Source organism: Herbaspirillum sp. ST 5-3 (assembly GCF_004804275.1).
Lineage (GTDB): Bacteria > Pseudomonadota > Gammaproteobacteria > Burkholderiales > Burkholderiaceae_D > Noviherbaspirillum.
Map to the genome: position 1 here is coordinate 288,320 of NZ_STGI01000006.1, position 25,280 is coordinate 313,599.

Genomic DNA, 25,280 nt, shown 5'->3' on the forward strand with positions numbered 1-25,280 from the left:
TTCGCCTCAACATTCCATTTTTTTAATTGGCTCCTGAAGGCAATTCATTACTTCGCGGCGTAGGAAAAGCCTTACCCCGCGCTTCCCGACTTCCGACCTTTTTTTTCATCCGCTGGCCGATGTTCTTTACATCCGACAATCGACATAATCCATTCACCGATTGCCCATACGCAAATCGCATGCATTGAAAGAAGTTTCGTACTTGTTCATAACTTATTCGATAACAGGAACAACAATGTCAACGATACAACTCTCTGATACCCGGCCCGCCACGCTGCATTCTGCAAACGCGACGGCGACCGTTCCCGGCTGGCAACGCCAGGGCAAGCTATGGTCCAATCTGAAAGAAGTCTGCGATCTGCTGCGCATTCCGGCGTCCGCACGTGTTGCCGGCGACGAACTGCAGTTCCAGCACATGCAATTCAAGGCTGGACAGCGCATCCATACCATCGGCCAGCCCTTCGACATGCTGTACATCGTCTATTCCGGCTTCCTGAAGTCGGTCATGATCGACGAAGCCGGCAACGAGCAGGTGCTTGGCTTCCCGATGAAGGGCGACATGTTCGGCATCGACGGCATTCATTCCCGGGTGTACTCGACCGAGACCGTGGCCCTGTCCAACTGCGAGGTGATCCTGGTGCCGTTCAAGATCTTTTCCTCGCTGGGCCGCACCCATTCCGAGCTGGAAGCCGCGATCTACGGCGTGATGAGCCGCGAACTGGTGCGCGAGCAGTCGATGGTCGGCACGCTCGGCTCCCTGAGCGCGGAAGCACGCGTCGCCCGCTTCCTGGTTTTCCTGTCGGAACGCTTTACCGACATGGGCTACTCGGGCAAGCAGTTCAACCTGCGCATGACGCGTCAGGAAATCGGAAACTACCTCGGTCTGACGCTGGAGACCGTCAGCCGCACGTTTTCGGCCTTCAATTCCATCGGCCTGATCTCGGTCGACCAGCGCGCGATCGTGTTGCATGATGTGCAGGCATTGCGCACGCTGCGCCGCCTGCCGCCCTCGCATTCGCGTTCCAAGCCAAAGTCGGCAGTCGCTGCCGCCCCTCAATTGACGGCGGCGTAAGCACTACGCCACCACCTGGGCGCACCGTGTGCCTGCCTGCAGCAGTCGCTCGATCGCCTTGACAGGCAGCGGATGACTGATGCAGGCGCCCTGGATCTCGTCACAGGAGGTGGTGCGAAGAAAGTCGAGATGCTGTTGCGTCTCGACGCCTTCGGCGACGACCGACAACTGCAAGGCGTGCGCCAGCGTAATGATGGCTTCGGCCAGTTTCCAGGTGCCGGCGTCTTCGGGGCGCGCCTGCAGCAGGAAGGAGCGGTCGAGTTTCAGGCTGTCGAGCGGGAAGCGGCACAGGTAGGATAGCGACGAATAGCCAGTGCCGAAATCATCGACGGCAAGCCGCAAGCCGAGTCCCTTCAATTCCTTCAGCAATCCGGCCGCCTGCTCCGGGTCTTCCATCAGTGCGGTCTCGGTCAACTCCAGTTCAAGCCGGCTTGCCGGCAATCCGCTGTCGCGCAGGGCGTCGATCACTGTCGTCAGCAGCTTCTGGCTGCGCAACTGGCGCGCGGACAGGTTGACGGAAATGCGCAGAGGCCGCCGGAAGTGCTCGCTCCATTGCTGCGCCTGCCGTGTCGCATGTTGCAGCACCCAGGCGCCGATCTCGTCGATCAGGCCGCTCTCTTCGGCCAGCGGGATGAATTCGTTCGGCGAGATCGGGCCGAGCTCCGGATGATTCCAGCGCAGCAGCGCTTCCATGCCGGTAATTTCCCCCGTTGCCAGCTCGACGCGCGGTTGATAGTGGACATCGAATTCCTTGCGCGACAACGCGTGGCGCAGCGCGCCCTGCAAGAGCATGCGCGAGCGCGAGGCGGCGCCCATTTCCGGAGTGAAAAGGCAATAGCAGTTGCCGCCGGATGCCTTCGCGCGGTACAGCGCGGTGTCGGCATTCTGCAGCAGGATGTCGCTGCTTGCGCCGTCGCGCGGGTAGAGGGCAACGCCGACCGATGCGGAAACCTTGACTTCATATCCGGCGATCACGATCGGCTTGTCGACCGCCTCGCAGAGCTTCTCGGCCAGGCGAACGGCCGATCGTTCGCCGTACTTGCACTCGGCCAGCACCACGAATTCGTCGCCGCCGAGGCGGGCAACCATGTCGTCCACGCGCACCAGTTGCCGCAGGCGTGCGGCAACCTCCTTCAGCAGCATGTCGCCGGCCGCATGGCCGAGCGAATCGTTGACTTCCTTGAAGTCGTCGAGGTCGATGAACAGGACCGCCTGGCACATCGTCGCGCAACCCGCATCCAGGCGCTCCTTGAGGCGCTCCTGCAACCGGGCACGGTTGGGCAATTCGGTCAGCACGTCGCAGGTCGCCAGCCGCTCCAGCGCCCGCGCAGTACGGACTTCACGCGTGACATCACGGCTGACGCCGCGGTAGCCGCAGAACACACCGTTCTCGCTGAACGGCTCGCCGGAAATGCGCAGGTAACGGACCACCCCCGGATAGGCAGCCAGTTCTGCCGGGTACAGCAGGTCGTGAAAAGGCTTGCGCTCCGCCATGGCCTCCAGCGCGGCAAGCAGGCCGGGCTCCGACTGATCCTTCACATGCGCGGTGATGCTGGTGCCGAGCAATTCCTCGGGATGTATGCCAAGCCGGTCAAGAACGCCTTCGGAGAACACCGTGAAGCGTAGTGCCGTATCGGTTTCCCAGTACCAGTCGGATGAGAGCGTGGTCAGACTGCGAAAACGTTCCTCGCGACGCCGCAGCTCCTGCTCGGCCTCGATTTGCGCGGTGATGTCGCGCGCAACCGAAACAATCCCGAGCTTGACCCCGGTGTGCGGGTCGCGGATGGTGCGCGTGGTCGCGCCTAGCCAGACCCAGTGGCCGTTCTTGTGGCGGAAGCGAATGTTGACCAGCGCGCGCCGCTGTGCGGGCGTGCGCTTCGCGTCTTCCTTCAGGTCGTCGGGATGGATGTAATCGTAGACGTGGGTGCCGATCAGTTCGTGCGCCTCGTAACCGAGCGTGTCCTTGTGCGAAGGCGAGACATAGACATAGACGTTGTCCGCGTCGCTGTGCGAAATCATGTCGCCCGCGAACTCGGTCATCAGGCGATGCTCCAGTTCGCTGCGCGCGAGGCGGTCGACGGCATCGTGGCTGACCGACACGTCGACGATGGTTCCGAAGTATCCACTCAGCCTGCCGTCAGGTGCAAAGCGCGGCGCGGCGGTTTCCATGATCCAGCGCGTCGAACCGTCGCTGCATTGCAGGCGGTATTTCACCTGGTATTCGCGCTGATGCTGTCTGGCATCCAGAATCGCCCGCGTGGCCGATGCACGATCGTCCGGATGCATGAAGCGCTGCCAGTCGGTGAAACTGACCTGGCCCGGATCGGCCAGGCCCTGCATGGCGCTCGGATTCAGGTAGGTGCAGCGGCCCTGGAGGTCGGTCTCCCATACAATCATCGCCGCTCTATCGGCGAGGCGGCGCGTGATCTCCTGCACACTGCGGGCACCGGGAGTGATGACGGTCATTGCGATTCCAAGCCCTTTCCAAGCCTGCCGGTTTTTCCGGGCTCGGCGGGACTATCCTCCGCCGTCAGGAACAACCTCTCGATTCAAGCGCTTGCTTCATGAAAAATCTGCGTCGCTGCGGCGCGCTCATGCCGCATGAGATCTGGATTTCCATTATCCAATAACTTTGGGGGAAAGACGCTTTTCGTCTGGAATTATGGAGATAAGTGTGGCGCGCCGCGCGAGAAGCCGGCAGATAGCCAAAGAAACAACGTTCGGCACGAATCCCGTCCAACTCGCAGGGATAACGGCTATTTGCGGCGAGTGCCGCACTCGGACGCCAGGTCAGAAGCGGAACAGTTCCACCGGAGTCCTCGAGCCGCACGCCTCCAAACGTAAGCATTCGTTAAATCCACTTTTATTTTAGGGAAATTTTCCCTAAAATCTCACGACCCACGCTTCGTGTCGTGTGGATGGAGGCTAATGTATGTGGATCAGCGTGTGTTGGACCAGAATTTCTCGCAGGCTGTTGTTCGGCCTGATCCTTCTTGCCGGACTGGCAACCAGCGCCACGGCCGACGATTTCCTCGCGCCCGAGCAGGCGTTCGCTTTCTCCGCCAAGGCGGTTGACCGGCAGACCGTGCGGCTGCATTGGGACATCGCTCCCGGCTATCACCTGTATCGCGAGCGCATCGAGGTGCAGCCGGAGTCGAAGGAAGTGCAACTGGAGCCGCTCGCGCTTCCGCCCGGAAAAGACCAATTCGATCCCAATTTCAACAAGACCATGGCGATCTATGAGGGAGCGCTGGATGTGGACGTACACCTCATCAGGGGCAGCAAGAGCATGCCGGTCAGCGTGGGGTGGCAAGGATGTGCCGATGCAGGGCTGTGCTATCCGCCGGCCACGAGCAGGCTTGACCTGGCGAGCGTGGGGCTTGCCGCTGCGGACGACGCGCCGCTGACGGCACAGCCGGTTTCAGCCGCGCCGTCGCAGCAGGCCGCATCGGCGACGGACTCGATCGCATCAACGCTGGCATCGGGGAGCCTGCTGCGCACGATGGGCATGTTCTGGCTGGCCGGGCTGCTGCTGTCGTTCACGCCGTGCGTACTGCCGATGGTGCCCATCCTGTCCTCGCTGATCGCGGGCCAGTCCGGTACCGTGAGCCGCGGCAAGGGATTTGCTCTTGCGCTGGCCTACTCGCTCGGCATGGCGCTGGTTTACGCCGCATTCGGCGTCGCGGCCGGCCTGGCCGGTGAAGGGCTGGCGGCGGCGCTGCAGAACCCCTGGGTGCTGGGCGCCTTTGCGCTGTTGCTGACGGCGCTCGCGCTGTCGATGTTCGGCTTGTACGAACTGCAGATGCCGAGCGCAATCCAGAGCCGCGCCACCGGCTGGTCCAACCGGTTTCGGGGCGGCTCCTTTGTCGGCGTTTTCATCATGGGCGGTGTCTCGGCGCTGGTTGTAGGGCCGTGTGTGGCCGCGCCGCTGGCCGGTGCGCTGGTCTATATCGCGCAAACGCATGATGTGCTGCTGGGCGGAGCGGCCCTGTTCGCGATGGCGCTGGGCATGGGTGTGCCGCTGCTCCTGGTCGGCCTGTCGGCGGGGAGCCTGCTGCCGCGGGCCGGCGCCTGGATGGAACGCGTCAAGCAGCTGTTCGGCATGATGCTTCTCGGGGTTGCGGTCTGGATGGTGTCGCCAGTGCTGCCGGCTGCGGTGCATATGCTGCTGTGGGCGGCATGGCTGCTGACGGCTGCTGCGCTTCTCGGATTGTTTGGCGCAGCGGCATCGCAGTCGAGCCCGCCGGTTGCGGCGCGTGCGGCAGGCGCGGGTCTTCTGGCGCTGGCGATAGTGCTGCTGGTGGGCGCGGCGTCGGGAGGGCAGTCAGTGCTGCAGCCACTGGCACATCTGCGCGCAATTCCTGGCACTGCTGGCGCTGCCGGCAATGCTGTGACCGCCGCGCGCTCCGGCCTGCAATTCGAGCGCGTGACCAGCACACAGGCGCTCGATGCCGCGCTGGCGCAAGCGCAGCAAAAGGGGCAAGCGGTGATGCTGGATTTTTATGCCGACTGGTGCGTGTCGTGCAAGGAATTCGAGAATTTCACCTTCAGCGATCCGCAGGTGAAGGAACGCCTGGGCAAGGTGCGGCTGCTGCAAGCCGACGTGACCGACAACAACGCGGAACAGAAAGCCTTGCTCAAGCGGTTCGGTCTGTTCGGCCCGCCGGCCATCGTCTTCTTTGACAGTGCCGCGACCTCACGTGTGACGCACAAGGTGATCGGTTACCAGCCGCCGAAGGATTTCCTCGCGTCGCTCAGCACCGCCGCCATCCGCTGACGGTGCGGAAAGCCGCCCCTTGGCGGGGCGGCGTCCTCGTCAGGTTTCGATTTCCAGCTCGGTCACCATCAGCACATCGCCTGCCTTGTTGCCCTTGACCTTCACCTTGATTCCCGCCTTGAGGTCGGCAGCGGTGCCATGACTGATCACGGCTTGCGAGGCATCGCAACGCTGTCCGCGCACCACGAAGTTGGCAACACTGGTGAATTGCTCGATGGTCGCCTCGATTTCCACTTCCGTCAGCGTTTGCTCGCTCTCGGCTTCCAACTTGGTCGCCTTCAGCACGCCGGCCTGCCACGTGCCCTCGGCCTCGAGCCGGGCGCCGGCGGTGATCTGCAGCGTGGACGGACTCAGGACCGCGCTGCTCGCATCGACCTCGATGCTGCCCATCATGAAATGACGGGCCGACAGCACACTGGTCACGACGCCTTCGACTTCACCCTCGCCCTGCGCGGTTCCCGCAAGCGGGCCTTGCAGCCTGACGCTCGCGACCTCCAGACTGTCACCCGCGGCAGATAGCGTGCCGGTGACCCGCACCAGGTCGCCTGCGTTCAATGTCCCGGCCGCTGTACCGGTCAGCACGACGCCATTGAGCAAGCGCTGGCCGCTGGTCACGCCGACCACGCCGCTGCTCACGGCCGCCGTGTCCGGGACGATGGCCACGCGGGTTGCCGTCCAGCTGCGTCCGTCGGCGCTCGCCTGCAATCCCCACACCGCCACGCGCAAGCCGGGCGACAACTGCGCCGCCGAGGCAACGCCGTCGAACATGGTGCCGCTGTCGGTCTTGATGGTCATGCCGTTGAGCGTGAACTGACCGGCGGCAAGCTGCGAAATCACGCCCTGCGCCACCGACCATACCTCGATCCGCTCGGCGGTACCCAGGGTCGGCGTCGCGCCGCGCTGTCCCTGCACGCTGGCCACCATGCCGATGCGCAGGTCGGACGAGCGCGCCGCCATGCCGTTCACCTGAACCGTCGCATTCACGTCATCGAACTTGATGTTGTTGACCACGACGCTGCCGAAACCGGAGATCGACCCTTGCGCATACATGCCGGTGCCGCCCGTGCCAGGCATTCCGACCTGCGTCCCGCCCCCGCAGGCCACGAGGGCCGATATGGCAATGGCGAGCACGCTGCGCCGCGACAGTCTCACTGTCCAAGGTTTCATGTTGACCTCTTTCGTCTGGTTTTCGACGCGGCCGCTTTGGCCGCCTTGCTGTTGGATGCGGTGTCGGGCTGGGGCGCGTCGTGGAAATAGACGCCGAAGCGGATCCGGTGTTTTGCTCCCTCGCTGCCGGCGCTGCGCTGCTTCGCGGCGGACGCCATCTGCAGGAATTGCTGCAGGGCGGTGCTCCACAGGCGGCGCGCCAGTTGCTGCAGCTGCTCGGCCTCGACAGGCGGGAGATTCTCCAGGAAGGCGCTTTGCTCCAGCATCAGCGGATTGCGCCGGCCGGGTGCCAGGTTGTGGACGGCGGTGGCGAGGTGGTCGCTGACGTTCGCTGCGAGGAAATGGAAGGATTCGCTCAAGCCCTTGTTCGGCACAAAGGATGTCGACTTGAGATGCACGTAACCGTCCTCGCTCAGTTCCACCACACCCAGCCGATCCAGCTCGTCCAGCACGGCGCGCGCGCCCACGTCGCGCGTGACCTCGGCGACCAGCGTGCTGAAGTCCGGCTCGCCGGCATGGCCCCGCTTCGGCGTGCGCGCCAGCGGGCGGGCGGTCTGTTCCGCCGTCAGGAAGCGCGGCTCGCTGATCCAGCGTGCCACCACCGATGCGGCCACGGGCACCATGGGCGGTGCCGGATCGGCAGCGGCCGGCGTATCGCGCAGGCGTTTCACGTCCTTGCGATGGACGCCGGTCAGGATCGCAATGCGGGCGTCCGAGCTGCCCTTGTCGGCCAGGCCGTAGGCGCCGACGGCTTCATCCACCAGCGCCTTCTTCAGCAGTTCCACCATGGAAGGCAGTTGCAGGCCGTGGTCAATCATCAGCCGCGCCAACGGCTGCAAAAGGCGTGCGATGGCCTCTGCCGCGAGCGCCGGCTCGGGCAGGCCCGAGGCGGGCTGCGCTTCGGGTTCGGCAGGTGGTTTGCGCGCGCTCATGAAGGTTTTCGATATGGCCGGAAAGGAGGAATTATGCCCGCTCGGAACCTGTTCCGGTTTTTTTACAAGGCTGCGCCCGCCTGAAAAAGACCCTGAACAGGTTTTTACATTTGCTTACGAATTTGTCAGCGGGTTGCTTGACAGCACGTTTCAAATCGCTGACTATTTATGGGAAATTTTCCCAAATTATCGAATTCAACGCAAGCCTTTTCCGCGTTTTCCCACTTCGCAAGGAGCTACCGACGATGAAAAATCTCCACCTACCAGCGGTCATGGCGACCGGCGTCGCCTTCGCGGCGCTGCTATGCGTTCCGGCGCAGGCCGTCGAAACCGGCCAGTCCGCTCCCGATTTCGAACTGCCCGGCCGGGCCAGCGCCGTCAAGCTCAGCGACTTCAAGGGCAAGACCGTCTACCTGGATTTCTGGGCATCCTGGTGCGGCCCCTGCAAGCAGTCGTTTCCGTGGATGAACGAGATGCAGTCCCGCTATGGCAGCAAGGGATTGCGGGTGGTGGCGGTCAACGTCGATCAGAAGCCCGACGACGCAAAGGCATTCCTCAGCGCCAACCCCGCCGGCTTCGACGTGGCCTTCGACCAGGCCGGCAAGGTCCCGCACGCTTATGCGATCAAGGGCATGCCGACCTCGATGCTGATCGGGCCGGACGGCAAGGTGCTGATGGTGCACGGCGGCTTCAAGGAAGAGAAGCGCGAGGAACTGGAGCGCCACATCAAGACCGCGCTCAATCTGAAGGATCAATGATGAAGACGGCCCTCCTCCTGATGTCCCTCGCGGGCCTGTCGCTGCTCGGCGGCTGCGCCAATCTCGGCCAGGTCAGCCCCTGGGAAAAAGGCAATCTCGCCAAGCCGGCCATGACTTTCGAAGGCGATCCGCTCGACCAGCGCTTCGTGCAACACATCTACGGCAGCAAGGAAAACTCCAGCGGCGGCTATGGCGTCGGCGGTGGCGGCTGCGGATGCAACTAGAGGACGAACCCATGACGAAGAATTCCCACGGTCCACAGGCCGCGACCGGCGTGCTGCTCGCGTCGCTGATGCTGCCCGGCCTGGCGGCGCTGAGCGCCCTCGCGCCATCGAACGCATCGGCGGAAAACGCCCCGGAAAAAACCACCATCGGCGTCAAGTACGGCAGCTACAAGGACAGCCAGCCCGGCTGGGAGCGCGTCAAGGTCAACGCGCCGCAGGTCTATGTGCAGGCACCTGTCGCCGGCGAATGGTCGATCGAAGGTTCCGCCGTGGCCGACAGCGTCTCGGGCGCGTCGCCGCGCATGCATACGCAGCGTTCGGGCGCCAGCAACATGAGCGACGAGCGCAAGGCCGGCGACTTCAAGGTGACGCGCTACATGCCGCGTGCCGCCGTGTCGGCGAGCGTGGCGTACTCGGACGAACACGACTACACTTCGCGCGCCTTCGGCATCGACGGCCGCTGGTCTTCCGAGGACAACAACCGCACCTGGACGCTCGGCTACGGCACCTCGATCGACCGGATCGACAACACCTCCAACGGCGTCAACACGGCGATCAACCAGCGCAAGCGCACCCATGAAATCATGGCCGGCGTCACGCAGGTGCTGACTCCCGCGGACATCGCGCAACTCAACATCACGCGCAGCACCGGACACGGCTACTTCAACGACCCCTACAAGTCGTTCGACCAGCGGCCCGGCGAACGCAATGCGTGGATCGGCCTGGTGCGCTGGAACCACTATGTCGAACAGTTCGGCGCCGCGCTGCGCAGCAGCTACCGCTACTACAGCGATACCTTCGGCGTGAAATCGCATACCGTGGGCCTGGACTGGGTGCAGCCAGCGGGCAAGTGGACCCTGACGCCGGGCGTGCGCTACTACACGCAAAGCGCGGCGCATTTCTACCTCGATCCGAAGTTCGATGCCCAGGGCGGATACGACATGACCGCCACCATCCTCGGCGCGATTGCCGTGCCGGGCGACAAATCCTTCGACCAGCGGCTCGCCGCCTTCGGCGCCACCACGCTGTCGATGAAGGTCGCCTACGCCTTCACGCCGGACACGAGCGCCGACATCAAGGTCGAGACCTATCGGCAGACGTCCGGAATGCGCTTGGGCGGGAATGGCAGCCCCGGCCTCGATCCCTTCCGCGCGCGCTTCATGCAGGTCGGCCTGACCCATCGCTTCTGAAGGTGACCAATGAGCCGCTGGCGAACCCTGCGTTTTGACTTCCAGTCCATGGCCTCTCCCTGCAGCCTGCAGATGGATGGCCAGGATGAGCGCGCCATGCGTCGGGCCGCCACGGATGCCATCGCCGAAGTGCGCCGCATCGAGGAAAAGTTTTCGCGCTACCGCGAGACGAGTGTCATCAGCCGCATCAACCGGGCCGCCGGGGCGCAGGCTGTGGACGTGGATGCCGAAACCGCCGGCCTGCTGGATTTCGCGCAGCAGCTCTGGATGCTGAGCGACGGGCTGTTCGACATCACCTCGGGCGTGCTGCGCCGTGCCTGGGATTTCCGCAAGGGCCGCCTGCCCGAACCCGCAGCGCTGGATGCGCTGATGCCGCTGGTGGGATGGCAACACGTCGAGCGCGACGGCAACAAGCTGCGATTGTCGCTGTCCGGCATGGAGCTGGACTTCGGCGGATTCGGCAAGGAATACGCCGTCGATTGCGCTGCCGCGGTCCTGCAAGGCCACGGCATCGCGCACGCGCTGGTCAATCTCGGCGGAGACCTGTACGCACTGGGCGCACGCGGTCTGCCGGAGCACGAAGGTGAGCCCTGGCTGGTCGAGATCCAGCATCCGCGGCCCGATCCGGCCAGGCCCGCAGCGCCGCTGGCACTGCTGCCGCTGGCGCGCGGCGGCCTGACCACCAGCGGCGACTACGAACGCTTTTTCATGCACGAAGGACAGCGCTATTGCCACATCCTGAATCCCCATACCGGCTGGCCCGTGTCGCACTGGCAGTCGGTGAGCATCCTGGCGGCCAATGCCACGACCGCCGGCGCGCTGTCAACCATCGCCATGCTGAAAGGCCCGGAGGCCATCGACTGGCTGCAAACCCAGAACGTGCGTTATCTGGCCGTGCAACACGACGGGCAGGTGGTGCGCAACGGCACTGCCGACATCGGCGACCAGCTTCGCCAACAAGCATGACCCACGGTCCTGACGGACTTTTTATTACCGCCTTAAACAGAGGAGCCGCATCATGAAAAATTCCGCATCCCGATTCACCCTGGGCCTGATCGCCACTGCCGTCATGACGCTCACCGCATGCGGCGGCGGAGGCCCAGGCACGCCGGGGACAGCGAGCAGCACGCTGACGCCCACCGTCATGGACGGCCTGGTCCAGAACGCGCTGGTCTGCGTCGACAGCAACAGCAACGGCGTCTGCGATACGGGCGAAATCCAGGGCCGTACCGACGTCAACGGCAAGGTCACGCTGGACGTCGGCACGACCGACGTGTCCAACGCGCGACTGGTCGCGATGGTGGGCACGGACGCCACCGACGCCGACACCGGGCCGGTCACCACGCCGTATACCTTGATGGCGCCGGCGGGCAGGCACGACGTGATCAGCCCGCTGACCGACATGGTGCAGGCCAAGATCCGCCGCGACAAAGTCGGCGTCGAAGCCGCGGAAGCCTATGTCAAGACGCAAACTGGCCTGAATATCTCCATGTTCGATGACTTCATCGCCAAACGCTCCCAGAGCGCCGAACACAGGAAAGCCGGCGAGATCGCCCGTCTGCTCGTCGTCAGTGCACAAAAATCCAGGCGTGCCGGTGCCGGCGCAGCCGCGAACGCCACCGCTTGCCAAACCGAGTCGGAGCACGAACATGACCAGGACCACACCGAAGCCAGTCGCATCGACGACGATCTCGTGACCAGGCTGGGCGAGATTCGCACGGTTTCCGACGAAATCGAACACGAGGCCTGCGCCAGCGGCAGTTTCGCGAGGGACTGCGATAGCAGCATTCAGGTGAAGGCCCTTGTGCTGAGTTGCGGGACGACAGGCGCGACGACCGGTACGACGACTGGCACGACCACAGGCACAACGACTGGTACGACGACCGGCACGACCACAGGCACAACGACTGGTACGACGACCGGCACGACCACAGGTACAACGACTGGTACGACGACCGGCACGACCACAGGTACAACGACTGGTACGACGACCGGCACGACCACAGGCACAACGACCGGCACAACGACCGGCACGACCACAGGCACAACGACCGGCACGACAACAGGCACAACGACGGGTACGACGACCGGCACGACGACAGGCACAACAACGGGGACAACCGTATCTGCCACCAACGGCAAGACGCTGTATGCCGCCAACTGCGCGATCTGTCACGGAGTCAATCCGGCTCTGAACACCAACAAGATTCTGCTCGGCGCCAACTCACCCAACACCATCCTCAACGCCATCGCATCAAACAAGGGTGGGATGAGTTTCCTGTCGGCGACCATCAAGAGCACGCAGGCAAGCGATATCGCAGCCTATCTGGCTAACCCCGGCATTTAAGGCTTTACTCCCCCTGTCGTTTTCTCCCCTGGTGCGTTGAGCGCTTTCCGCGAAACCGGAAGGCGCTCTTTTTTATCGAGAACAGGAGGCCGGAATGTATCCCTCCGCTATCTCTTTGCCTTGCGCCGCGTCTTCGGCGCCAGATAGCTGCCGGTGCAACCGGGCGTGCCGCAACGGCAGGCAAAGGCGCGTTTGACGGCCGGCGTGTGCCGCCCCTCGTAGATCAGCGCATAGTTGTAGCTCAGTTCCTCGCCGCGCTCGATTGGCCGCAAGGCATAAAGATAAACGCGCCCATCCTCGTGCTCAAGCGCTTCGCAATTCGGCTCGCAGGCATGATTGATGAAGCGCGCAGCGTTACCGCGACGCCCGCCGTCGATCACGCGGCCGTCGTGCAGGGAAAAGAAGAAGGTGTGATTGAGCGGCCCGCCTTTTTCCGCGGCGCGGCGCTCCGCTTCTGCCCAGTCGATTCTCTCGCCGCGGTATTCGATGATGCGGCTGCCTGCGGGAATCATGCGGGTGGCAAAGACGCCTTTGCCGTGGACGGGTGACGCTTTCACGACATAAGATCTGGCGCGAACCGCGCGACCTCCCGGCGCCCGGCGCGCATGTGACGAACTCGGCATGGAAGGCTCGATGGAAAACAGAATGGATTTTTGACTTGATTCATATGAAATTGTTCATCCATCGAGGAGCGGCCAAGCTCATGGGCGGTCCATATGCTTGCCGCTTCGTGTGACTTTGTATTCCGCGTACTCTCTAACGGCAAACCAGCAGACAACGATCAGCGCCAATACGCCGCAGAGAGTGAGTTCGATTTTGATAAAAACGTCGTAATTCCACGGCGCGAACCAAAGCTGCGCAATGCCGAGCAGCACACAAAGGGCAAACACTCCGATGCCCGTGACAAACAGTTTTTTCATCGTTTCTTCCTCAGCGCTTCCGAACCGTGACTGCAGTTCCATAACATAGAACTTCAGTCACGCCCCGCATGACTTCGGTGGCGTCGTATTTCATTGCGATGATGGCGTCTGCGCCGTGGTTATCCGCCTGGACGCACATGAGTTGAAAAGCGTCTCTTCTCGCCCGCTCGCACATATTCGTGTAGACCGTGATGTTGCCTCCAACGACGGTCTGCAGACCGGCGAAGAAGGAACCCACAATGGATCGCGACCTGACCACAATGCCCCGGACCACGCCAATGTTGCCGACGATGTCGTAGCCGGGCAATTCCAGCGCAGTTGTCACCAATGATGTATCCATTAAACCTCCATGAAGTAGCGAATGCCCAACAAGCTTGCCAGGACGATATTTCCGCATCCTGCCACACCGGAGTTGCAACCACAATCACCCTTCCATGGGAGGCGCAAAGAACCTGCATGGCTCGGCGCCTGCATGTCGATGCCAATCCTCGCATTCTGCCGACTGATGACGAAAGCGACAAATTCGTTTGAAGGGATCACCGCCATCTCCGCGCTTTACATCCCCCGAAAGCCTGTGCCACAATCACAGCTCGTTTGCGGCGTTAAGGGACGCCGTCCCGCAAAAGAGGCTCTCACCCTTCGTTTCTCATCTCCATGTTGGATGTGATCGACCCATTCGTTCGGCTCAGCGGGAAGCCACACAGCGAATAGGAAGATGACATGACCAGACCACTTGCCGTAGTCACCGGCGCCGCTTCAGGCATCGGGCTCGCACTCTCCACGGAACTCTCAAAACGCGATGTCGATGTGATCGCCATCGACAAGGACCCCTGCCCGTTCGCGTCGATGCCAGGCATCACGGCCGCGCAATTCGATATCCGCGACACGAGCGCCATGCAGGCGCTGGCGGACGCTTATGCCGGCCGTCCGCTGGACTATTTGTTTGCCAACGCCGGCATCGCTGCGCCGGGTTCCGTGTTCGGCGCAAGCGATGATGACTGGCAACGCGCGTGGGACGTCAATACCATGGGGCCGCTCAACACGCTGCGCTGCTGGTGGCCGCACTTGAAAGCCGCCGGCGGCACGGCCGTGGTGACAGCATCGGCAGCCGCACTACTGACCTATCCCGGCGCACCGCTGTATCGCGCGTCGAAGGCTGCCTTGCTGAGCATGCTGGAAAGCCTGTATTACGAGACGCAGGGTTCCGGCGTGAGCCTGCATGTGCTGTGTCCCGGCATGGTCCGCAGCAACATCATTGTCAATGCGAAAAAGGAAAGCGCTGCGGTGCAGTCGGACAGGCTCACGTCCATGCTTGAGCAGGCCATGCGCGCAGCGGAACCGGCGGAGGATTTTGCCAGGCGCGTGCTCGATGGACTGGACGCCGCGCCCTTCTATTGGCTCACGCATGACAAGACGGTGGCCGCGATGGAGAAGCGTCATCACGCGCTCGTCATTGAAGGCCGGCCGCCGATGACGTTCGAGGACATGCCATGACCACGCCCATCGAGGAACTCAAGATCCGTGCGCGCCTGTTGCTCAACGCAATCGCGCGAGCCGATGCGGACGCACTCGGTCGCGCGCAAAGTGTCTCTAAAAGTCGGCGCTGGGCGATACCGGAACACTGGACGCTGTCGCTGTGCCTGAACATCGTGTCAGCCGAAGCGGGCTTCGATCAATGGGAACACGCGCGCCGTGTTCTCGGTGGCGAAGCCCGTGCCGGCGACGACATGGGGACGCTCTGGTACGACAAGTCGTGCACCGTGTTCATGAACCACTGGTTCGCGGCGTATACGGATGCGCTGACTGCCTTGCAGTCGCGCGAAAGCTTCTGCCTGTTTCCCTATGGCCAGCAATTTGTCGTGGTGGATGCACCCTTCATCGAGGCAATCGGCCTGGCGGACGCCGCATCCAGCCTGATGGCATTGAAGCGCGATCTGGTGGCGGGTTATGGCCAGCCGGAGTGGCAGAAGCTGGTCATGCGGCGTCTGCGACATATGCGGCAGTAGTCTGCGCGGGCGGCGCCCAAGCAGGCTGTTGAAATTCGGCCGTATATAACGCTGTTGGTGGGGCAAGCGTTACGGATATCCTGTTCATAGCCATGGAAAGAATGCGATATGCGGATTGGACGAGATGCAGTAAAGCCTGTTCACGGCTGGCACGCTGACTCAGGCCTCTGCCAGCCACAAAGATTTCGTTGTCGGGGATGAGGAGGCGTCATGTATGCAAAAGCGCCGGCATCCATGCATCGCCAGGCACTGAAACATGGAACAGGTACGCGACTGCGCATCGCGACGAATATGCATCTGCAGTTCTTTCTCCCATCGCGGCATGCGTAATCCAACCCGGGATGCAGAAGGCGAAACACGCCTATAAATAAAAAACCGCTGTTTTCAAGCCTCGTGTAACCCACGATTGTCCGCGTCAACAATGAGAGCGAGGGCGGAACACCGCAATCCCGGCGCTGACAATTCCGGCCTTTCGCCGCGCCAGCATCGCCCCACCTCCCCTTTTCACTCAATAACATCCGTAAATTCAACGACTTGCCGCATTCCTTCCACATGGCACGAAGCCTGCAAGACCTGCCACGCAGCACACACATCAAAGGCAGGCGAAGGGAGACATTCGCCTTGTTGACTCTTCAACAAAAGGAAAAGAACATGCGTGCACAGCAGATGAAATGGATAGCCGCCTTGTTGTTATCAGCCGCCACTCACGCGGCAAGTGCTGAGGACGGCGTGACCGAGGACCGCATCCTGATCGGGCAGACGGTCGGACTCACCGGGCAGATCGCCGGCTCGGTGAAGGAAATGAACGAAGGCGCCAACGCCTACATCGCGATGATCAATCGCCAGGGCGGCGTGCATGGCCGCCGCATCGAGATCCGCACGCTCGACGACAGGTTCGATCCGGCGCTGGCGGCGAAGAATGCGCAAACCCTGATCGGCAAGGACCATGTGCTCGCGCTGTTCCTCAATCGCGGCACGCCGCATACCGAAGCCATCCTGCCGCTGCTGGCGTCGGCGCAGGTGCCGCTGATTGCGCCGAGCACCGGCGCCGCGCTGTTCCATGCGCCGGTCAACCGTCTGATCTTCAACGTGCGCGCCAAATACCAGGACGAGGTGATCAAGGCCGTCGAGCATTTCACGACGGTCGGCTTCAAGGAAATCGGCATCCTGCATGTCGACGACGGCTTCGGGCGCGACGCACTGGCCGGCTTCGAGAAGGCGATGCAGGCGCATCAATTGAAACCGGCGCTGCTCGCCGCGTTCGACCGCGCCCATCCCGACATCGATACCGCCGTGCACGCGGCACTCAAGGCCGATCCGCGCGCACTGATCATCGTCGGGTCCGCCGCCACCACCGCCGAACTCATCACACGCCTGCGCAAGGAAGGCAGCCGGGCGCAGCTCCTCACGCTGTCGAACAATTCCGCCCAATCCTTTGTCTCCCGCCTGGGCGCCGACGGCATTGGCGTCATTGTGTCGCAAGTCACGCCGGCACCGCATCTGGTGTCGAGCGGACTGGGCCAGGAATTCAAGATCGCGGCCAAGGCATCCGGCGCCACGGTGTCGTATGCGGCGATGGAAGGATTCGTCGCGGCCAAGGTGCTGGTCGAGGGTCTGCAGCGCGCCGGCCGCAACCTGACGCGCGAGCGGCTGATCCACGCGCTGGAATCGATACGTCATGCCGATCTCGGCGGCCTGATGGTCAGTTACGCGCCGGACGATCACACCGGCAGCGAATACGTCGAGCTGACGATGATCGGCAAGGGCGGGCATTTCATTCGCTGAGTACATGTTCTGCGGCGGCGGACTTCCGCCAGCGCACGGCGCGGCATTCCGGCAGTCCGCCAGTTTGCGCTACCGCGCAGCATCGCAGAAAACAGGAAAGCCGCATGAAATCAAGCATTTGAGACCAATCCCAAGGAGTGGCACGGAAGCTGCAATAACTGCCACGCAACAAACAAGATCGTCATCATTCAAGGAGACTCGCATGACCCCAATACTGAAACATACCCTGCTCGCATTGATCGTTACCTGTGCCACGTCCGCGCATGCGGAGGACGTGGTCCGCCTCGGCAATCTCAAGTTCGCGCATTACGGTGCGGTGTCCTATATCAAGGAGATCGCACCGAAGTGCGGCATCAAGGTCGAGGAACGCGTTTTCGCCAAAGGTCCCGACGTGATGCAGGCGATCCTCGCCGGCGAACTCGATGTCGGCGCGACCGCTTCCGAAGCGGCGATTTCCGGTCGCGCCAACGGTGCGCCGATCTACATCGTCGCCGGCTTCGCCAAGGGCGGCGCGCGCTTGCTGGCACGCAGCGACAACGGCATCAAATCGGTCAAGGATCTGAAGGGCAAGAAGGTCGGCGTCACGCGCGGCGGCATCCATGAAGTGCTGCTGGCGGCGGAACTCGCGCAGGCCGGTCTCACGATGTCGGACCAGCCGGGCAAGGATGTGCAGATCATCTATCTCGCCTTTCCCGACCTTAACCAGGCGCTGCTCGGCAAGAACGTCGACGCCATCATGCAAAGCGAGCCGCAAAGCTCGCAAGCCATCAGCAAGGGCTACGGCGTGGAGATCCTGAAGCCCTACGACACCGCGGTCGGCGAACCGGTGCGCACCATGGTAATGACGGAGAAGTTCTACCGCGAACGTCGCGCGGTGGCGGAACGCTTCATGCGCTGTTTCGTGCAGGCCACCAAGACCTTCATCGACAACAAGGATGTCGCAGAGAAGTATGTACGCGAGACCATCTTCAAGGGCCAGCTCAGCAAGGATGATTTCTACAACGCGATCGGCAATTCGCCCTATTCCTACGACGTCACGCCCGAGCATATCCAGATCACGACCGAGGTCATGAACAAGTACAAGGTCGGCAGGATGAGCAATCCGCCGGTCGCGAAGGAATGGGTCAAGCTCGACCTGCTCGACGGCGCCAAGAAAAGCCTGAACATCCAGTGAGGAGACCATCATGAAAAAAATCGACTGGCGAGAAATCGCCGCGGGACTGATCGTGCCGATCGCCCTGATCGCACTCTGGCAAGCCGCCGCCGTGTCGGGCCTGGCCAACGAGCAGGTGCTGCCCTCGCCGCTGGCGGTGGTGAGCAAGTGGATCCAGTATCTGCTGCCGATGGAGCCGTATTCGCCGTCTTCCGAGTCCTGGCTGGCGTGGGCCGTCTCGGGTGAACTGATCCGCGACACCATCGGCAGCATGTATCGCGTGGTGGCGGGATTTCTGCTCGGCGCGGTGCTGGCCTTGCCGCTCGGACTGGCGATGGGCGCGAGCAAGCGCGTCTATGCATGGCTGAATCCGCTGGTGCAGGTGATCCGGCCGATTCCGCCGATCGCCTACATCCCGCTGGCGATCCTGTGGTTCGGACTGGGCGATCCGCCAGCGGTATTCCTGATCGCGCTCGGCGCCTTCTTTCCGGTACTGATGAACACCATCGCCGGCGTGCGCCACGTGGACGGCATCTACCTGCGCGCTGCGCGCAATCTCGGCGCCAATCAGCGCACCATGTTCCTGCGCGTGATGCTGCCGGCAGCGGTGCCCTACATCCTGTCCGGCGTGCGCATCGGCATCGGCACCGCCTTCATCGTGGTCATCGTGTCGGAGATGATCGCAGTGAACAACGGCCTCGGATTCCGCATTCTCGAAGCGCGCGAATACTTCTGGTCCGACAAGATCATCGCCGGCATGATCAGCATCGGCCTGCTCGGTCTGGCGATCGACATCGGCATGAACAAACTGAACAATCATTTGCTGCGGTGGCACCGCGGACTGGAGAACTGATATGAGCCCAGCACAGATCAAGGTGGAAGGCGTCAACAAGGTATTCAAGACCGGCGAGCGCGAAGTCGTCGCACTCAAGGACATCCAGCTCGAGGTTCCGAGCGGCGAGTTCGTCTGCCTGCTCGGACCTTCCGGCTGCGGCAAGTCGACCCTGCTCAATGCCATTGCCGGTTTTTCTCCGCCCTCCTCCGGCCTCATCAGCGTCGACGGCAAGCCGGTCACGGGACCAGGGCCGGAGCGCGGCATGGTGTTCCAGGAATACGCGCTGTTCCCCTGGATGACGGTCGAGCAGAACGTCGGCTTCGGCCTCGAGATCAAGGGCATGCGCCAGGGCGAGATCCGGGCGCGCGTGCTGCAGCTGCTCGAGAAGCTGGGTCTGAGCGATTTCCGCAACCGTTTTCCGAAAGACCTGTCGGGCGGCATGCGTCAGCGCGTGGCGATTGCGCGCGTGCTGGCGCTCGACTCGCCCATCATGCTGATGGACGAACCCTTCGGCGCGCTCGACGCATTGACGCGCCGCAACCTGCAGGACGAACTGCTGCGCATCTGGGCGGAACTGAAGAAGACCATCATCTTCGTCACGCACAGCATCGAGGAAGCGATATACCTCGCCGACCGCATCGTCGTGATGACGTATCGCCCCGGCACGGTCAAGCGAGACATGCAGGTGAAGCTGCCGCGCCTGCGCGATCCGGCCTCGCCGGAGTTCAATGCGCTGAAATACCTGCTCGGCCAATTGGTGATGGAAGAGCAGCAGCGGCATCATGATGACGAATTGCGCATGGCTGCAGTAGACTGAAGTTCAAGTATCACGGCAATCCCGCCGATAACCGATAAAGGGGACTGGCACGCAAGCGATCGCAAACGATCACACCGTGCGTACGGCCACCCGAATGAACAACCAAGGAGACAACATGAAAGCATTGATCAAGTTACTGTTTGTATTCGCAGCCGCGACATTCGGTATCAACGCATCCGCTGCGGACCGCGGCACGCCCGAGGAAGCAGTTGCGATGGTCAAGAAGGTCATTGAATACATGAAGGCCAATGGCACCGAGAAAGCCATTGCGGAAGTCAACAACGTGCAGGGCCAGTTCCGCGACCGCGACCTGTATGTGACCATCAACGACCTGAACGCCAAGACGCTGGCGCACGGCGCCAATGTGCGCATGCAAGGCCGTAATCTGATCGACCTGAAGGACGCCGACGGAAAATTCTTCATGCGCGAACGCATGGAGCTGGCCAGGACCAAGGGCAAGGGCTGGCAGGACTACAAGTTCGTCAATCCCGAGACCAAGCAGATCGAATCGAAATCCATGTATTTCGAGCGTGTCGGCGACCTGATCGTCAACTGCGGCGTCTACAAGCAATAGCGATGGCATCGGCCTCGCACCCCGCATGAGCGCAAGAAAAAATGTCGGCCTGATCGGCGCGGGCGTCCTATGCGCCGCGCTCGTCGTGTTCGCGACCTACCTCACCGGTGCGCACAAGGCCGCTGCCGACATCAACGCCGCCGGCGAGCGGCAGTTGCAGATCATCGCGCTCGACCTCGAATCGGTGCTGGAGAAATTCGAAACCTTGCCGTTCGCGCTGGCTTATCAACCCGACGTCGCCGAAGCGCTGACGCATCCCGGCGACGAAGCGGTCATCCAGCGCCTCAACCTGACGCTGCAATCGATCCAGACCCAGGCCAAGGTCGGCGCACTCTATCTGATGGATCGCGATGGCAACACGCTGGCCGCGAGCAACTGGGACCAGCGGCTCAGTTTCGTCGGCAAGAACTTCGGCTACCGGCCCTACTTCCGCGAAGCCTTGCGCGGCAACGCCGGCCGCTTCTATGGCATCGGCAGCACCACCAGCGAGCCCGGCTACTTCATCGCGCAGCCTGTGTATGCGCACAACGCGCCGCGCGGCTCGGCTGCGCCGATCGGCGTGATGGCGGTCAAGATCAGCCTGGCGGAATTCGAGCAGACCTGGCAGAAGAGCGAAGAGCCGATCGCGCTGGCCGACCGCAGCGGCGTGGTCTTCCTGAGCAACCGCGCCGGCTGGCACTATCACAGCCTGACGCCGCTCGACGCCGAGGCGCAACGCATCCTCGCCGGCACGCTGCAATACGCCGGCCAGTCGGTAAAGCCGATCGCGTCGCTGCCGAAGGCGGAGCGCGCCGGTTTCGGCGCCTACATCAGCCAGCCGGTGGGCCGCCTCGGCTGGCACCTGATGCTGTTTCCGTCGCAGGCGCGCATCACGCGCACCGCTGCCTACTGGGCGGGTGCGGCGGCCTTGCTGCTGGCGATCGGCGCGATCTCGCTGTGGGCGATGCATCAGCGCAAACGCCGCCTGGAAGAAAGCATGGCATCGCGCAAGGCGCTGCAGAAAGCGGCGGAGGAACTCGACCGCAAGATCGCGCAGCGCACCAAGGAGCTGCTGCAAGCCAACCAGGATCTGGAAACCAAATACGGCAAGCTGAAGGAAACCGAACAGCTGCTGCGCACGACGCAGAACGAACTGGTGCAGGCGGGCAAGCTGGCGATGCTGGGCCAGATGGCGGCCGGCGTTGCGCATGAGCTGAACCAGCCGCTGGCCGCGATCCGCACTTTCGCAGACAACGCGGTTACCTTCCTGACGCGCGAACAGCCGGAACAGGCGAAACAGAACATGACGCACATCAGCGATGCCAGTGCGCGCATGGGCTCCATCATCGGCCAGCTCAAGGGTTTCGTGCGCAAGAGCCACGACACGATTTCCACCGTGGACCTGGCGCAGTCGATCCAAGCGTCGGCGCTGCTGCTCGAAAGCGATTTCCGCCGGCGCGGCATCAGCTTCACGGTCGACATCCGCGAGCCGGTGCGGGTGCTGGGCGACGCGGTGCGCATCGAGCAGGTGCTGATCAACCTGATGCGCAACGCCTGCGATGCGGTGGAACAGGCACCGGTCAAGACCGTGACGGCCGTGCTGGAGCGCGAAGGCACGGACGCCGTGCTGCGCATTCGCGACTCGGGCACGGGCATTCCGCAACAGGTGGTGCAGCATTTGTTCGAACCGTTCTTCACCACCAAGCCGTCCGGCCAGGGACTCGGCCTCGGACTGGCGATTTCATCATCCATCGTGCAGGCGATGAACGGCAAGCTGGAGGCGCACAACCATGCGGACGGCGGCGCGGAATTCGTGGTGCGTCTGCCGTCAGAACAGGAAGAAGAGGAAGGAGAGCAAGGTGACGACGCTTGAAGCGATATTGATCGAAGACGAGCAGGCGGTGCGCATTGCGACTGCGCAGACGCTCGAACTGGGCGGCTTCTCGGTGCGTGCCTGCGGCAGCGTGGAAGAAGCCTGGCCCTGGCTGCAGCCCGGCTATCCCGGCGTGGTGGTCTCCGACGTGAAGCTGCCGGGATGTTCCGGGCTGGACCTGCTGACGCGGCTGGCGACGCTGGACGACGAACTGCCGGCGATCCTGGTCACCGGCCACGGCGACATCGACATGGCGGTCGAGGCGATGCGTGCCGGCGCCTATGACTTCATCGAAAAGCCCTTCGCCGCAGACCGGCTGCTGGAAACGGTGCGGCGCGCCCAGGAAAAGCGCACGCTGACACTGGAGAACCGACGCCTCAAGGCGGCGTGGTCCGCACATCCCGACATGCCCTCGCTGATCGGCCAGTCGGCGCCAATCGAAGCGGTGCGCACCCTGATCCGCAGTCTCGGCCCCACCGCGGCCGATATCCTGATCAACGGCCAGACCGGCACCGGCAAGGAGGTCGTCGCGCGCCAGCTGCATGTTGCCAGCAGCAGGAAAGGTCCCTTCGTCGCCATCAACTGCGGCGCGCTGCCGGAGACCGTGTTCGAAAGCGAGATTTTCGGGCACGAGGCCGGCGCATTCACGGGCGCGCAGAAGCGCCGCATCGGCAAGCTTGAATATGCGAACGGCGGCACCGTCTTCCTCGACGAAATCGAAAGCATGCCGCTGGCATTGCAGGTGAAACTGCTGCGCGTGCTGCAGGAGCGCCGCCTGGAACGCCTCGGCGGCAACGACGCGGTGGCGATCGACTGCCGCATCATCGCCGCCAGCAAGGCCGACCTGCTGAAGCTCTCGGCGCAGGGGATGTTTCGCGAAGACCTCTACTACCGCATCGGCGTGGTCAGCATCGACCTGCCGCGCCTGTGCGAGCGCCGTGAAGACATCCCCCTGCTGCTCGCGCATTTCGCGCAGGGCGCGGCAATCCGCTACCAGCGCCCGCTGCCGCAATGGACAGCGGCGCAGATGGCGCAGTGGCAGGCACGCGAATGGCCGGGCAATGTGCGCGAGCTGCGCAACTTCGCGGATCGTCTGGTGCTGGGTGTCGGCGACGGGACTGCCGCATTGCCGAAGGGCGACGCCATGACGGAGGGCAACAGCCTGCCGCAGAAAGTCGACGCCTTCGAGCGCATGCTGATCGTCGACGCGCTGGCCGGGAACGAAGGCAGCGTCGCCGCCGCGGCAGACGCACTGGGCATTCCGCGCAAGACCCTGTACGACAAGCTGAAGAAATATCAGCTCGCCACTGCGCGCGGTGAGTGAATTGCGATCACGGTGGCAGCCTTGGCCCGTCCGCCCGAATGCGCTGCCCGCGATTCAAGCTTGATTTCACGCAAACTGTTGCTCGTTCCCCCTGGAACGACATCTACGGTGCTGCACACCTGTTCGATCTGCCCTTTGTGTTCGGCAATTTCGGCCCATCCCTGATGTCCAACATCATGAATACGAGCGCAAACCTCCCCGGCCGCATGGACTTGTCGAAAGCGATGATGCGAACCATCGGCGCCTTCGCCAAGAAGGGCGATCCGAATAACCGGTCGATCGACGTGGTCTGGCCGACCTGGCCCGGAACCCTGATTTTCGATGCCTCGCTGACCGGCAAGGCCATTTCCGTGCAATAAGACGCTGCGGCGAAGCGACCCAGAGCTTCGCCGCCCTCGCCTTGTGTGCGCCGAGTGCACGCCATCGAATACCTCTGCTGACGTGCTTGCCGGCATCGGCCTTGTGCGATCAAGGAATGCTGGCGGATCGAGTGAACTGACGCGGCTTGCGAAGGATCGAAACGGAGCGCATTCTCTATCCCGTTTGCAACGCGATGCATCGAGACGACATCCGTGGACCTGCTTTTTCTAGGTACGTCATCTGGAACACCGACCAGGACGCGCAATGTGTCCGGCCTGGCCCTGATCGATGAAATCGGCAGCGCCTGGTACCTGGTGGACTGCGGTGAAGGCACGCAGCATCAGCTTCTGCACGCGCCGCTGTCACTGCATGATCTGCATGCGGTGTTCATCACGCATGTGCATGGCGACCATTGCTATGGCTTGCCGGGGCTCCTCGCCAGCGCGGGTATGCATGGCAGAAACAAGCCGTTGCGGATCATCGGACCGAACGGGATCGAAGAATGGATCCGGTCGACTCTGCGGCTGACCCAGCTCCTTCTGCCCTACGATCTGGAATTCCTGGCTGCCGAATCGCTCGCGCAGTGGGAGATCAATCACTGGCTGGTCGATGCCTATCCTCTCTCGCATCGAGTGCCCTCCTTTGCCTACCGCTTTACCGAAGCGAGCACCGAAGCGCGTCTGGACATCGGCAAGCTCGAGGCACAGGGCATCCCTCGCGGGCCTGTCTGGGGGCAGCTGAGAAACGGCATGGATGTCGCTTACGAAGGCCGGACGCTCGAGAGCAGCAACTATATTTATTTTCCGAATACGCCCAGGCGCATTGTGATCGGCGGCGACAACGATCGTCCCGAGCTGTTAGGCGAGGCATGCCGGCAGGCGCAAGCTCTCGTCCATGAAGCCACTTATACAAAAGCAATGGCGGACAAGGCCGGCAGCGTCGTGCGTCACAGCGCGGCCGCGGCAGTCGCTTCCTTCGCGCGTTCGGCCGGGCTGCCGAATCTGGTGCTGACCCATTTCAGCCCGCGCTATCAGTCGGACGCCAGCCGCTCGCCTTCCATCGAAGACATTCGTGCCGAAGCGGCGGCGAATTATCCCGGGCAGTTGTTTCTGGCTGAGGATTTCGCCCGCTACCGGCTGCACAAGACGGGGCAGCTCAACCGCATTGCTTGACGCAGCGGGTCTCGC

Annotated in this window: 24 protein-coding genes; 18 read left to right on the forward strand and 6 right to left on the reverse strand. The window is 62.8% G+C overall.

The genetic code is table 11. The features are described 5' to 3' along the window. Window positions 1-235 precede the first annotated feature (235 nt). Window positions 236-1,072, forward strand: coding sequence for a helix-turn-helix domain-containing protein (locus E6W33_RS14495; protein ID WP_136418014.1), 837 nt, complete (start codon window positions 236-238; stop codon window positions 1,070-1,072). A gap of 3 nt (window positions 1,073-1,075) precedes the next feature. On the opposite strand, the gene E6W33_RS14500 is transcribed toward E6W33_RS14495, so the two are convergent. Beyond that, window positions 1,076-3,538 carry a bifunctional diguanylate cyclase/phosphodiesterase gene (locus E6W33_RS14500; RefSeq protein ID WP_136418015.1) on the reverse strand — a complete coding sequence of 821 codons (2,463 nt, stop codon included), beginning with the start codon at window positions 3,536-3,538 and terminating at the stop codon, window positions 1,076-1,078. A gap of 478 nt (window positions 3,539-4,016) precedes the next feature. Here E6W33_RS14500 and dsbD point away from each other — a divergent pair, with 478 nt between their 5' ends. Continuing rightward, entirely contained in the window at window positions 4,017-5,849 is a 1,833-nt protein-coding gene (gene dsbD / locus E6W33_RS14505) for a protein-disulfide reductase DsbD (protein WP_247869647.1), read from the forward strand. 39 nt (window positions 5,850-5,888) lie between these two features. Here the strand turns inward: dsbD and E6W33_RS14510 are convergent, their stop codons facing one another. Together E6W33_RS14510 and E6W33_RS14515 are read right to left on the reverse strand one after the other, a co-directional pair. Next, window positions 5,889-7,016 carry a DUF5666 domain-containing protein gene (locus E6W33_RS14510; protein WP_136418017.1) on the reverse strand — a complete coding sequence of 376 codons (1,128 nt, stop codon included), beginning with the start codon at window positions 7,014-7,016 and terminating at the stop codon, window positions 5,889-5,891. After that, complete coding sequence (locus E6W33_RS14515) at window positions 7,013-7,948, reverse strand: DUF6502 family protein (RefSeq protein WP_136418018.1); 936 nt, start codon at window positions 7,946-7,948, stop codon at window positions 7,013-7,015. Before E6W33_RS14515 ends, E6W33_RS14510 begins: the two co-directional genes overlap by 4 nt. Before the next feature lie 245 nt (window positions 7,949-8,193). Between E6W33_RS14515 and E6W33_RS14520 the strand changes: the two genes are divergently transcribed. The 5 genes from E6W33_RS14520 to E6W33_RS27540 are packed head-to-tail and all read left to right on the forward strand — an operon-like array spanning window position 8,194 to window position 12,467. Beyond that, window positions 8,194-8,706, forward strand: a complete 513-nt coding sequence (locus E6W33_RS14520) for a TlpA disulfide reductase family protein (RefSeq protein WP_136418019.1) — start codon at window positions 8,194-8,196, stop codon at window positions 8,704-8,706. After that, window positions 8,706-8,930 (forward strand): DUF4266 domain-containing protein, encoded by a 225-nt coding sequence (locus E6W33_RS14525; protein WP_211097345.1) that lies wholly within the window; start codon window positions 8,706-8,708, stop codon window positions 8,928-8,930. The genes E6W33_RS14520 and E6W33_RS14525 overlap by 1 nt, the downstream gene beginning before the upstream one ends. A gap of 11 nt (window positions 8,931-8,941) precedes the next feature. Next, entirely contained in the window at window positions 8,942-10,120 is a 1,179-nt protein-coding gene (locus E6W33_RS14530) for a DUF3570 domain-containing protein (protein WP_136418021.1), read from the forward strand. 9 nt (window positions 10,121-10,129) lie between these two features. Next, on the forward strand, window positions 10,130-11,086 hold the full coding sequence (locus E6W33_RS14535; RefSeq protein ID WP_136418022.1) for an FAD:protein FMN transferase: 957 nt from the start codon (window positions 10,130-10,132) through the stop codon (window positions 11,084-11,086). Window positions 11,087-11,138: 52 nt separating this feature from the next. Continuing rightward, complete coding sequence (locus E6W33_RS27540) at window positions 11,139-12,467, forward strand: cytochrome c (RefSeq protein WP_136418023.1); 1,329 nt, start codon at window positions 11,139-11,141, stop codon at window positions 12,465-12,467. A gap of 107 nt (window positions 12,468-12,574) precedes the next feature. On the opposite strand, the gene E6W33_RS14545 is transcribed toward E6W33_RS27540, so the two are convergent. From E6W33_RS14545 to E6W33_RS14555, 3 genes are all read right to left on the reverse strand, one after another. Continuing rightward, entirely contained in the window at window positions 12,575-13,090 is a 516-nt protein-coding gene (locus E6W33_RS14545) for an SET domain-containing protein-lysine N-methyltransferase (RefSeq protein ID WP_136418024.1), read from the reverse strand. A 78-nt stretch (window positions 13,091-13,168) separates the two neighbouring features. Beyond that, window positions 13,169-13,387, reverse strand: a complete 219-nt coding sequence (locus E6W33_RS14550; protein ID WP_136418025.1) for a hypothetical protein — start codon at window positions 13,385-13,387, stop codon at window positions 13,169-13,171. A gap of 10 nt (window positions 13,388-13,397) precedes the next feature. Next, window positions 13,398-13,727, reverse strand: a complete 330-nt coding sequence (locus tag E6W33_RS14555) for a YbjQ family protein (protein WP_136418026.1) — start codon at window positions 13,725-13,727, stop codon at window positions 13,398-13,400. 380 nt (window positions 13,728-14,107) lie between these two features. Here E6W33_RS14555 and E6W33_RS14560 point away from each other — a divergent pair, with 380 nt between their 5' ends. The 11 genes from E6W33_RS14560 (at window position 14,108) to E6W33_RS14610 (ending at window position 25,265) form a co-directional block, all read left to right on the forward strand. Beyond that, complete coding sequence (locus E6W33_RS14560) at window positions 14,108-14,881, forward strand: SDR family NAD(P)-dependent oxidoreductase (RefSeq protein ID WP_136418027.1); 774 nt, start codon at window positions 14,108-14,110, stop codon at window positions 14,879-14,881. Continuing rightward, entirely contained in the window at window positions 14,878-15,393 is a 516-nt protein-coding gene (locus E6W33_RS14565) for a hypothetical protein (RefSeq protein WP_136418028.1), read from the forward strand. Before E6W33_RS14560 ends, E6W33_RS14565 begins: the two co-directional genes overlap by 4 nt. 651 nt (window positions 15,394-16,044) lie before the next feature. Further along, entirely contained in the window at window positions 16,045-17,178 is a 1,134-nt protein-coding gene (locus E6W33_RS14570) for an ABC transporter substrate-binding protein (protein ID WP_136418029.1), read from the forward strand. 202 nt (window positions 17,179-17,380) lie between these two features. Continuing rightward, entirely contained in the window at window positions 17,381-18,352 is a 972-nt protein-coding gene (locus E6W33_RS14575) for an ABC transporter substrate-binding protein (RefSeq protein WP_136418030.1), read from the forward strand. Between the two features lie 10 nt (window positions 18,353-18,362). Next, window positions 18,363-19,184 carry an ABC transporter permease gene (locus tag E6W33_RS14580; RefSeq protein WP_136418031.1) on the forward strand — a complete coding sequence of 274 codons (822 nt, stop codon included), beginning with the start codon at window positions 18,363-18,365 and terminating at the stop codon, window positions 19,182-19,184. Window position 19,185: 1 nt separating this feature from the next. Further along, on the forward strand, window positions 19,186-19,983 hold the full coding sequence (locus E6W33_RS14585; RefSeq protein WP_136418032.1) for an ABC transporter ATP-binding protein: 798 nt from the start codon (window positions 19,186-19,188) through the stop codon (window positions 19,981-19,983). 115 nt (window positions 19,984-20,098) lie between these two features. After that, the gene (locus E6W33_RS14590; RefSeq protein ID WP_136418033.1) at window positions 20,099-20,557 is read left to right on the forward strand and encodes a cache domain-containing protein; all 459 of its coding nucleotides are present in this window, start codon (window positions 20,099-20,101) and stop codon (window positions 20,555-20,557) included. 25 nt (window positions 20,558-20,582) lie between these two features. Beyond that, a complete protein-coding gene (locus E6W33_RS14595) occupies window positions 20,583-22,409 on the forward strand; it encodes an ATP-binding protein (RefSeq protein ID WP_136418034.1) in 1,827 nt (608 codons plus the stop codon). After that, window positions 22,396-23,733, forward strand: a complete 1,338-nt coding sequence (locus tag E6W33_RS14600) for a sigma-54 dependent transcriptional regulator (protein WP_247869648.1) — start codon at window positions 22,396-22,398, stop codon at window positions 23,731-23,733. Before E6W33_RS14595 ends, E6W33_RS14600 begins: the two co-directional genes overlap by 14 nt. Before the next feature lie 38 nt (window positions 23,734-23,771). Beyond that, on the forward strand, window positions 23,772-24,092 hold the full coding sequence (locus E6W33_RS14605) for a carboxylesterase family protein (protein WP_136418036.1): 321 nt from the start codon (window positions 23,772-23,774) through the stop codon (window positions 24,090-24,092). A gap of 213 nt (window positions 24,093-24,305) precedes the next feature. Next, window positions 24,306-25,265 (forward strand): ribonuclease Z, encoded by a 960-nt coding sequence (locus tag E6W33_RS14610; RefSeq protein WP_136418037.1) that lies wholly within the window; start codon window positions 24,306-24,308, stop codon window positions 25,263-25,265. The last annotated feature ends 15 nt before the right edge of the window (window positions 25,266-25,280 follow it).

Bases quoted from the DNA above. Each gene is read 5' to 3' on its own strand.
- E6W33_RS14495 (WP_136418014.1), top strand. From the start codon at position 236: ATGTCAACGATACAACTCTCTGATACCCGGCCCGCCACGCTGCATTCT.
- E6W33_RS14500 (WP_136418015.1), bottom strand. From the start codon at position 3,538: ATGACCGTCATCACTCCCGGTGCCCGCAGTGTGCAGGAGATCACGCGC.
- E6W33_RS14510 (WP_136418017.1), bottom strand. From the start codon at position 7,016: ATGAAACCTTGGACAGTGAGACTGTCGCGGCGCAGCGTGCTCGCCATT.
- E6W33_RS14515 (WP_136418018.1), bottom strand. From the start codon at position 7,948: ATGAGCGCGCGCAAACCACCTGCCGAACCCGAAGCGCAGCCCGCCTCG.
- E6W33_RS14520 (WP_136418019.1), top strand. From the start codon at position 8,194: ATGAAAAATCTCCACCTACCAGCGGTCATGGCGACCGGCGTCGCCTTC.
- E6W33_RS14525 (WP_211097345.1), top strand. From the start codon at position 8,706: ATGAAGACGGCCCTCCTCCTGATGTCCCTCGCGGGCCTGTCGCTGCTC.
- E6W33_RS14530 (WP_136418021.1), top strand. From the start codon at position 8,942: ATGACGAAGAATTCCCACGGTCCACAGGCCGCGACCGGCGTGCTGCTC.
- E6W33_RS14535 (WP_136418022.1), top strand. From the start codon at position 10,130: ATGAGCCGCTGGCGAACCCTGCGTTTTGACTTCCAGTCCATGGCCTCT.
- E6W33_RS27540 (WP_136418023.1), top strand. From the start codon at position 11,139: ATGAAAAATTCCGCATCCCGATTCACCCTGGGCCTGATCGCCACTGCC.
- E6W33_RS14545 (WP_136418024.1), bottom strand. From the start codon at position 13,090: ATGCCGAGTTCGTCACATGCGCGCCGGGCGCCGGGAGGTCGCGCGGTT.
- E6W33_RS14550 (WP_136418025.1), bottom strand. From the start codon at position 13,387: ATGAAAAAACTGTTTGTCACGGGCATCGGAGTGTTTGCCCTTTGTGTG.
- E6W33_RS14555 (WP_136418026.1), bottom strand. From the start codon at position 13,727: ATGGATACATCATTGGTGACAACTGCGCTGGAATTGCCCGGCTACGAC.
- E6W33_RS14560 (WP_136418027.1), top strand. From the start codon at position 14,108: ATGACCAGACCACTTGCCGTAGTCACCGGCGCCGCTTCAGGCATCGGG.
- E6W33_RS14565 (WP_136418028.1), top strand. From the start codon at position 14,878: ATGACCACGCCCATCGAGGAACTCAAGATCCGTGCGCGCCTGTTGCTC.
- E6W33_RS14570 (WP_136418029.1), top strand. From the start codon at position 16,045: ATGCGTGCACAGCAGATGAAATGGATAGCCGCCTTGTTGTTATCAGCC.
- E6W33_RS14575 (WP_136418030.1), top strand. From the start codon at position 17,381: ATGACCCCAATACTGAAACATACCCTGCTCGCATTGATCGTTACCTGT.
- E6W33_RS14580 (WP_136418031.1), top strand. From the start codon at position 18,363: ATGAAAAAAATCGACTGGCGAGAAATCGCCGCGGGACTGATCGTGCCG.
- E6W33_RS14585 (WP_136418032.1), top strand. From the start codon at position 19,186: ATGAGCCCAGCACAGATCAAGGTGGAAGGCGTCAACAAGGTATTCAAG.
- E6W33_RS14590 (WP_136418033.1), top strand. From the start codon at position 20,099: ATGAAAGCATTGATCAAGTTACTGTTTGTATTCGCAGCCGCGACATTC.
- E6W33_RS14595 (WP_136418034.1), top strand. From the start codon at position 20,583: ATGAGCGCAAGAAAAAATGTCGGCCTGATCGGCGCGGGCGTCCTATGC.
- E6W33_RS14605 (WP_136418036.1), top strand. From the start codon at position 23,772: ATGCGCTGCCCGCGATTCAAGCTTGATTTCACGCAAACTGTTGCTCGT.